The 8,437-nt window shown below is 67.4% G+C and carries 5 protein-coding genes and 4 tRNA genes; 2 read left to right on the forward strand and 7 right to left on the reverse strand.

What is annotated here, in order from left to right:
- Positions 1 to 131 precede the first annotated feature (131 nt).
- Positions 132 to 470 (forward strand): hypothetical protein, encoded by a 339-nt coding sequence (locus tag FJ091_21730; protein MBM4385975.1) that lies wholly within the window; start codon positions 132 to 134, stop codon positions 468 to 470.
- A gap of 86 nt (positions 471 to 556) precedes the next feature.
- Here FJ091_21730 and FJ091_21735 read toward each other — a convergent pair whose 3' ends face one another.
- From FJ091_21735 to FJ091_21755, 5 genes are all read right to left on the reverse strand, one after another.
- Positions 557 to 3,454 (reverse strand): TonB-dependent receptor, encoded by a 2,898-nt coding sequence (locus FJ091_21735; GenBank protein ID MBM4385976.1) that lies wholly within the window; start codon positions 3,452 to 3,454, stop codon positions 557 to 559.
- Between the two features lie 103 nt (positions 3,455 to 3,557).
- Complete coding sequence (locus FJ091_21740) at positions 3,558 to 4,331, reverse strand: class I SAM-dependent methyltransferase (protein MBM4385977.1); 774 nt, start codon at positions 4,329 to 4,331, stop codon at positions 3,558 to 3,560.
- A gap of 112 nt (positions 4,332 to 4,443) precedes the next feature.
- Positions 4,444 to 4,520: transfer RNA gene (locus tag FJ091_21745), tRNA-Arg, on the reverse strand.
- A 312-nt stretch (positions 4,521 to 4,832) separates the two neighbouring features.
- A tRNA-Ser gene (locus FJ091_21750) sits at positions 4,833 to 4,922 on the reverse strand.
- Positions 4,923 to 5,315: 393 nt separating this feature from the next.
- A tRNA-Ser gene (locus FJ091_21755) sits at positions 5,316 to 5,405 on the reverse strand.
- A 97-nt stretch (positions 5,406 to 5,502) separates the two neighbouring features.
- Between FJ091_21755 and FJ091_21760 the strand changes: the two genes are divergently transcribed.
- Positions 5,503 to 7,584 carry a chloride channel protein gene (locus FJ091_21760; protein ID MBM4385978.1) on the forward strand — a complete coding sequence of 694 codons (2,082 nt, stop codon included), beginning with the start codon at positions 5,503 to 5,505 and terminating at the stop codon, positions 7,582 to 7,584.
- Positions 7,585 to 7,834: 250 nt separating this feature from the next.
- Here the strand turns inward: FJ091_21760 and FJ091_21765 are convergent.
- A tRNA-Ser gene (locus FJ091_21765) sits at positions 7,835 to 7,924 on the reverse strand.
- A 391-nt stretch (positions 7,925 to 8,315) separates the two neighbouring features.
- Positions 8,316 to 8,437: IS5/IS1182 family transposase (locus FJ091_21770; GenBank protein ID MBM4385979.1), on the reverse strand; the 122-nt coding region annotated here is incomplete at its 5' end.

Here is an 8,437-nt window from a genome sequence, read left to right on the forward strand (position 1 = left end):
TCCGCCTCGCGCAGAATCTTCACCATCTGCTCTTCCGTAAACCGACTCTTCTTCATGGGGGCTTCCTTTCCGTCGGAAGCCATTCTCTCTCAAGAATCAGTCGGTCCGAGAATCGGCCAGCAGGTCAGTTCGTGCGCGAGTACTTCTACGTGCGCGACGCCGTCGAGGCGTATCTCCAACTCGCGGAGCGCATCCCCTCGGACGGCATCACCGGTGAGGCGTTCAACTTCGGCACCGAGCTTCCGCTCAACGTGATCGAGGTGGTGAACGCGGTGCTGAAGGCGATGAACCGCAGCGACCTCGCGCCGATCATCCTGAACGAGGCCTCGCGCGAGATCCCGGAGGAGACGCTCGACTGCAACAAGGCCAAGCGCGTGATGAACTGGACCGCGAAGTGGACGCTCGAGCAGGGCCTCGCCGAGACGATCCCGTGGTACGCGGACTGGATGAAGCAGCACGGCGGCGCGTAGCGCGAGCCGCAGCAGCTGAAAAGCGAAGGGCCCGCCGAGCATCGCTGCTCGGCGGGCCCCGCTGTTGTTAGGCGACGAGCGGCCTGTTACTCGCTCTCACCCCACCTGTACCGCACGGACGCGCCGAAGGTGCGCGGCTCGAGCAGGAACAAGTTGGTGAAGTTCGCCGAGGTGGCGTCCGTGAAGTAGTGGCCCGTCACGTCGTCGTTGTTCTGCAGGTTCTTCGCCCAGAGCTCGAACATCCAGGGGGCGTCGGGCTTGGCGAAGCTGAGCTGCGCGTCGAGTTGCTCCCAGGAATTGATCAGGTCCTTCCTGGTGTTGTAGACGCGGGCGTACTGGTCGCTGCGCCAGGAGAAGTCCACACGAGGCGTCATCTCCCAGCCCCCGAAGACGGGGAACACGTACTGGGCGCCGACGTGCACCGTGAACTTGGGTGCCGCCGGCAGCTCGTTCCCCGCCAAGTCCTGGATGAACCCGTCCGGTCCGTAGCCATCCGAGAAGTCGAGGATGTTGCCCGGCGTTCCCTCGAGGCAGAGGGGGTTGAGCGTCTGGTTGCAGATGTAGTTCTGGCCAGCCGGGAACGGCAGCAGCTGCTTGATCGTCGTCCAACCCGGCTGGCTGGCGGTGGGATCCGCCGGGTCTGCCGATTCGAGCTCCTGGATGTCCGTCTTCAGCCACGAGAAATTCAGGTTGATGCGGAACCGATCGGTGACCGAGTAGACCGTCTCGAGCTCGACGCCGTAGATCTTCACGTCGGCGTTCTCGTTCACGGCCGTGCGGTTCACGATCTTCGAGAGCTGCATGCCCTCGTAGTCGTAATAGAAGGCGGTCGTGTTGAAGAGGAGCTTGTCGAACAGCACACCCTTGAAACCGACCTCGTAGGCGAGGTTTTTCTCCTCGTCGAAGATCAAGGAGACCGGGGTTCCGCCAGCCGACGTGTCCACCGCAGGATTGAAGCCACCGCCCTTGAAGCCGGTGCTGATGTTCAGGTAGACGAGTGAGTCGGGAGCGAACGACAGGTCGAGGTCCTGCGCGACGCCCACCTTCCACGTGACGTTGTGGAAGCCGCCCTCCTGCGTCGCGAACGGGTTCAGCGCGCACGGCGCGTTCGGGTCGCCGGTCGCGTTACACACCCACAGGTTCACGCGCTGCGTGGATTCCTTGTGGTCGTCCGTGTAGCGCGCGCCGACGGTCACGTGCGTGCTCTCGAATGGATCCCAGTACACCTCGCCGAAAATCGCCCAGCTCGAGACACGCGTCGGCTTGGTCTCGTTCAGGTAGTAGCTGGAGCGCGGCAGCGCATCGTGGCAGGACGAGCCTGGGTTGTTGAGGATGTACGTGTAGGCGTTCGGGCAGAGCAGGACCGTGTCCGGCATGTCCCAGAACGCTTCGAGGCCCGCCGCCCAAACGGCGTACTCGAGGTCGGCCTCAACCTCACCGAAGTTCATGCCGGCGGTAAAGTTGAGCGGCCCGTCGAAGCTCGAAGCGGCGCGCACCTCCTGGCTGAAGGCATTGGCTTCGCCCCAGGAGCGATCGAAAACGAACTCGGAGCTGTACGTGCCTTCGAGCCCACCCCACGGCGAGTGGACGTCGCTGTCGGGGAAGTCGAAGTGGCGGGGGCCGCCGGCGAAGGAAACGGGCGGAACGGCCCAGAAGTAGTCCGTACGGCTGTTGTTGCTCCAGTTGTGGTAGCCCGTGACCGAGGTGAGGCGAACGTTCTCGGTCACGTCCCAGTTCACCACCAACGTCACCATCGTCTCGTCCGTGACGTATCGCGGGTCGAGCTGCGTGTTCACGTCGCGCAGACCCGAGGGGTTGCTGGCTCCCGCGTAGAACTCCGTCGGAGTGCCGTAGTTCCGGGGCCCAAACGCGGCATCCGCGAACGCGTCCGAGAGCAGGTATCCGTCGATCGGCAGACGCGCCGGAACCGAGTAAGGTGTGAACACGCCGACGGGACCGGTGAGGAACCGCGGCACCTGAGTGACCTGGCGATTCACGAAGAACGGAATGCCGGCCAGCCCGTTCGCCAACAAGAAGTTGTGCACCGGGCCGAGCGTGTGCAACGTGTCCATGATGATGCCCGTCGAGTACACCAGGATGGAGCCCGAGTTGATCGGATCCCCCTGCATCTCGACGTCGCCGCCCTGGCAGCCGATGCCGTAGGGCCAAGGCCGCGGGTCGGTCGTGCAGGCCTGCTTGTTCATGCGGCTGCGCTTGTCGTCCTCGGAGAAGTAGCTGGCCATCAGGTTGAAGTTGACGTTGTCCCACTCGCCGGCGAGCGAGCCGCGCAGCATGTAGAGGTTGCGGTCGTCGATCTTGTTGCCGTTGTGGACGTTCTCGGTCGTGCCGTCGCGGCTGAAGTAATAACCGCCGAAGCGCGCCGCGAAGTGCTCGCCGAGCGGCACGTTCACCACGGCCTTGATCTTGCCGTGGTTGTAGTCGCCGTATTCGCCCTGGACGCTGCCGCCCCATTCCCCGAACACGGGCTTCTTCGTGTAGAGGTTGACGGCGCCGCCGGGAGCGCTGCGGCCGAAGATGGTGCCCTGCGGACCGCGCAGCACCTCGACGCGCTCCATGTCGAAGAACTCGGTCTCGAAGATGCGCGCGCCGGAAAAGGGCGCCTCGTTCACGTGGATGCCGGTGCCGGCTTCGGCGGTGGAGGCGGTGGCGAGATTCCCCACGCCGCGCAGCGAGATGTTGCCGGCCCCCATGAAGTTTGTCTTGGAGAACTGGAGGTTCGGCACGTTCATCTGGATGTCGGCGACATCCTCGATGTTGCCGCTCTCGAGGCTATCGGCCGAGAACGCGCTGACCGCGATCGGGATGTCCTGGATCGACTCCTCGCGCTTTCGCGAGGTCACGATGATGGTTTCGATCCCGCTTTCGTCCTTCTGCTCTTCCTGCGCGAAGGCCGGCGTGAAGCCGATCACGACGAGTGCCAGGAGCGCGATGCTCCAAGCGAGGGTTCGCTGACGCAACGACATGCAGTCCCCCTAAAGGTGGTGGCCCGCCAAGGGCGCTTGCACCGTAACCCGATCAGGGGAGGTGGTTCCAGCAAAAAATTCCGCGAAAAGTCGTGCGGGCGCCTCAGCGCGAGGCGGGCTTCTCGAACAGCAACGCGAAGCGGTCCGTCTTCCCGCGGATCGCGGGATCGAAGACGTTCGCGGTGCGGTCGTCGCTCGCGTTACGCAGTGCGTCGCTCGACGCGACGAAGCGGAAGCCCGCGCGCTCGAAGTCGGCACGCGCGAAGGCTTCGTCGATGCGATGCAGGTCCTGCGCCGCGCTGCTTCCACTCCCGTTCGCGGCGGCGTGATCGACCACGAGCAGGCGGCCACCAGGGCGCAGCGCGTCGAAGATCGCCTGCATCAGCGGATCGCGCGTCACGGTCCACTCGCCTTCCTCGGGCTTCGGCTGCCAGTACGCGTCGTGGTACGCCATCACGATCAGCGCGAGGTCGATCTCGCCCGCGAGGCCGACCCCATCGATCTCGCGATCGAGGCGAACGAGCTGCCCGGGGGGCCGCGCGGCGCGGCGCGCTTCGAGCGCTTCGCCCGCGAACGAGAGATAGGCGCGATTGTTGTGCGCGTAGACCTTGCCGCTCTCGCCCACGACGCGCGCCGCGATCTCCGCGAAGTAGCCGCCGCCGCTGAACACATCGAGCACGCGCATCCCCGGCGCGAGCCCGGCGAGACCCAGCGCCTCCACACGACGGTCGCGCGCGTCGCGCTCCAGATCCTTCGCGTCGCGTTCGGACGCCGCGAGCACCGCGGCGACTTCGGCACGCGTGTCGCGGAACGCAGCGGGCGACTCACCCGCGCACGCGAGCGACATGCACGAAAACGCGAGAGTGAGCGCACGCATGCGGCGACTCCAGGCGGCGGGCTCAGCCTACGCTGGTTGGCTCCGTGCGCGCTCGGCGATTCGAGCCGAAACGAAACGGGGCCCGGTGATCTCTCACCGAGCCCCGCAGCGCTGGCGCGCCCAGCATGACTCGAACATGCGACCTCCAGGTCCGCAACCTGGCGCTCTATCCAACTGAGCTATGGGCGCTGAGAACTCGTTCGCGGAAGGCGCGGCACCATAGCCAACCGATTCGCCCACGCTGCCCGCGACTTACCGAGAAACCCCGCCCGCGGCCGCCAGAATCTGCGCGCCGCCTCGAAGTCGAGGCTCCTCGGTGCCTGTCGCGTGAGGAGCAAGCGAAGCGCGCAGCGAGCCGGAGTCTGCGGAGGCGAGCGAAGCCAACAAGGCGACCCGCGGGCGCGCCGGAGTGAGCGCGGAGAGCTGGGTGCCGAACACGCGCCCGCGGACTCTCCGCCACGGCGACGACACATCCGAGCGATCTCCCACAGCGAGCCGCCGTGGCGGAGAGGGAGGGATTCGAACCCTCGGTACCGTTTCCGGTACACGCGATTTCCAGTCGCGTACCTTCAGCCGCTCGGCCACCTCTCCGCGAGCCCTTCTTTATATGGGACGCGCCAAACACCCGCCGCCGCTCCCGCGCACAAATCCGCGCCACGCCGAGCGACGAGCGACGCCGCGCAACTCTCCGAGCTGACCGCCCCGACCTCGATCGAAGGCGCTGCGAAAACGCCGGGATCGAGGCGCCACCGACACGTCGAACGCTCCTGCCAAGCATGTCGGCCGAGACCGCGAGCGAAGCGCGCAGCATCGGGCGAGTCTTCGAGCCCGATGCGAAGCCAACAAGGAAAAGCGCGCGACCTCGGCACGTGATGCGCCCCGATGGACGCACGCCTCGAGCTCGTTGACCACCACCGAGGCCGCCGCGCGCCCTCTCCGCCACGGCGGCGTGATCTCCGAGTCATCTCCGACAGCGAGCCGCCGTGGCGGAGAGGGAGGGATTCGAACCCTCGATAGGGTTTCCCCTATGCAGATTTAGCAAACCTGTGCCTTCAGCCTCTCGGCCACCTCTCCGCGAGGCGCGGCAAGATACCGGCTTCGCTTCCCCGAGAAAGCCCGAATTCGACGCCACGCTCGCCTTCGGCGACGTTGCGCCATCGCCGGAGACGCAGTGAAGCCCTCGCAGACGTCGTTCGAGCTCCCGGGCATCTTCGGCGGCCGGCGCGCGCGACTCATCTCTCTCTCGGTGCTCGCTGGAATCGCGGCTGGCATCGCCGCCTCGATCCTCGCCGCCGCGCTGCACGTCGGAACGGGCGCCGTGATCGGCCGCTACGTCGAGCTCGGTGGCGCCGATGTCTTGCGATTCGACGCCGCGATCCTGCTGCTGCCGGCGCTCGGCGGCCTGCTGTCGGGGCTCCTCGTGCAGTGGATCGCGCGGCTGCCCGTGCAGCAGGGCACGGACCAGATGGTGCTCGCCTTCCACCGCCACGACGGCGTGCTCCCACTGCGCGGCCCCGCAGTGCGCGCGACGGCCGCGGTGGGCGTGATCTCGTTCGGTGGCTCGGCGGGGCCCGAGGGACCGATCGCCGGCCTCGGCGCGGCGATCGGCTCGACCGTCGGCGGACTGCTCCGCCTCACACCGCGCGAGCGGCGCTCACTGCTGATCGCGGGCTGCGCGGCAGGCGTGGGCGCGATCTTCCACTGCCCGCTCGGCGGCGCGCTGTTCGCGACGAGCGTGCTCTACCGGCGTCCCGAGTTCGAAGGCAGCGCGCTCGTGCCGGCGTTCGTCGCGTCCGCGGTCGGTTTCGCCACGTTCGCAACGGTCTCAGGCTCAGGCTCCTACCTCTTTCCCGGTGCGCACTCGCTCACGCTCGAGAGCGCCTTCGAGCTGCCGGTTTACGTCGCGCTCGGCCTCGCGTGCGGCGCGACCGCCGCGCTGTTCGGCGCGAGCTACCGCCGCGTCGAGGCGTTCTTCGCGGCGCGCGAGCGCGTACCGCTCTGGCTGCGCCCCGCGCTCGGCGGACTTGTTACGGGCGCGCTCGCGTGTCTCCTGCCGCAGGTGATGGACGGCGAGTACCGCATGATCCAGAACGCACTGTCGGGCTCGCTGTTTGCGGGCACCGAGAACTCGCGCGGCGCGATCGGCTGGGCGGCGCTGCTGGCGGCGATCGTGGTCGCGAAGTGCGTCGCGACGAGCTTCACGGTCGGCAGCGGCGGCGCAGGCGGCGTGCTCGGTCCGAGCCTCTTCCTCGGCGGCGCCGTCGGCGCGAGCCTCGGCGCGCTGCTGCAGGCCGCGCTTCCCGAATTCGGCAGCGAGCCGCTGCGGCAGGCGCTGATCCCCGTCGGAATGGCCGGCGTGCTCGCGGCGTCGATGCGTACGCCGATCGCTGCGATGGTGATGGTGTTCGAGATGACCGGCAGCTTCGGCCTGATCGTGCCGCTCATGCTCGTAGTTGTTACGGCGTACGGCGTCGGCCGCCGCTGGGGGCTGGTCGCGGAGCAGCTGCCGAGCCCGGCCGATTCGCCCACGCACGCGGGCGATCTGCTCGTGAGCGTGCTCGAGCGCGCGCACGTCGAGGATGCCGCGCGCAGCGTGTGGCCTGCAGTGGTCGAGCCCGCCACGCCGCTCGCCCGCATCGTCGCGTCGCTCCCGATCGGGCAGCCGCCGACGGCGATCGTCGCGGAGAACGGCCGCGTGCGCGGCGTGATCTCGTTCGCCGAGCTGCGCCAGCTCGTCGACGAAGCGGAGCTGATGCCGATCGCGATCGCCGCGGACCTGATGACTTCGCACTTCGACTCGGTCGCGCCCGACGAGACGCTCTACGACGCGCTCGGCGTGTTCGAGCGCAGCGGCAGCGAAGCGCTGCCCGTGCTCGGCGCCGGCGGCGAGTTGTTGGGCGTACTCACGCGCGAGAGCGTGCACGAAGTCGTATCGCAGCGGCTCACCGCGGTGCGCGAGGACTTGCTGCGCGAGCACAGCGGCATCGCGGCGATCGCCGAGCACGGCCAAATCGCGCACCTCATCTCCGGCCTGCCCGTCGCCGAATCCGGTCGCGTCGAGCGCCTCGACCTCGCGCGCGACTGGATCGGCCGCTCCCTCGCCGAGCTCGACCTGCGCCGCGAGCGCAACCTCACCGTGCTCGCCGTCGCCACCGCCGACAAACGCTTCCTCTGCCCGCCCGACCCTACGCGCGCACTCGAAGCAGGCGATCGCTTGGTGGTGCTCTCCGCAGGCAACACGACCGCAAACTGAGACCGTCGCCGCACCGAGACGATCGCTGACGCGCGGCGACGAAAGTCAGATCGTCCTCGATGACGCAGGCCCCGCTGTCAGTCGCGTGAGAAGCAAGCGAAGCGCGCAGCAACGGGCGAGTCTTCGAGGCCGCTGCGAAGTAAACGCGGAGAACCGCGGGCGCGTCGCGACGACCGCGACAACCTCGATGTGCGACCCGCGCCCGCGGCTCTCTCCGCCACCGCATCGCGCGCAAGAGCGCGCAATGCGGTGGCGGAGAGAGAGGGATTCGAACCCCCGAGGCGCTTTCGCGCCTTGCGGTTTTCAAGACCGCCGCCTTCAACCGCTCGGCCATCTCTCCGTGGCCTTACTCTAGAACTCGACTGGGCAGTTGCGAGCTTCGCCACCGCATGCCGGCGGGTCGATCGGCGGGCGCCGATGGGACGGTCAAACTCGTTGCTCGCGAACCCCGCTAGCGCGCGCAAGGCGCACCCACCGACTGCGTGAGCGAGGCCGCCTCGCGACACGGTTTCGTCTCACGTCCTGCGACCTTGGCTACTTCGAGAAGGAGTGGCCCTGATCCAAATCAATCAGAGCCACACCATCTCAACGGGGGGTGTCGCACGGGCCGTTTTCCGCGCGAAAGAAGCGAAAGCTCCTCCGCAATGCCTGACAAGTCCGGCCGACGCTCGCCTATCTCCGCGGGCGCCCACAGGAGACCGAGATCACCGACAGTGACCCAGAGTAAGAGCCTATCCGAAAACCCCAGCCAGTTTCATCGTGATCCAGGCACAGGCGAGATGGAGCATTGCCTCGTAGTTCTGCTCGCGCTTCTCCCAGCGGACGAGGAGCCGGCGGAATCGGTTCATCCACG

Source organism: Deltaproteobacteria bacterium (assembly GCA_016875395.1).
In the GTDB taxonomy this organism is placed as follows: domain Bacteria; phylum Myxococcota_A; class UBA9160; order UBA9160; family UBA6930; genus VGRF01.

Coding starts and splice junctions, on each gene's coding strand:
- FJ091_21735 (MBM4385976.1), bottom strand. CDS start 3,454: ATGTCGTTGCGTCAGCGAACCCTCGCTTGGAGCATCGCGCTCCTGGCA.
- FJ091_21740 (MBM4385977.1), bottom strand. CDS start 4,331: ATGCGTGCGCTCACTCTCGCGTTTTCGTGCATGTCGCTCGCGTGCGCG.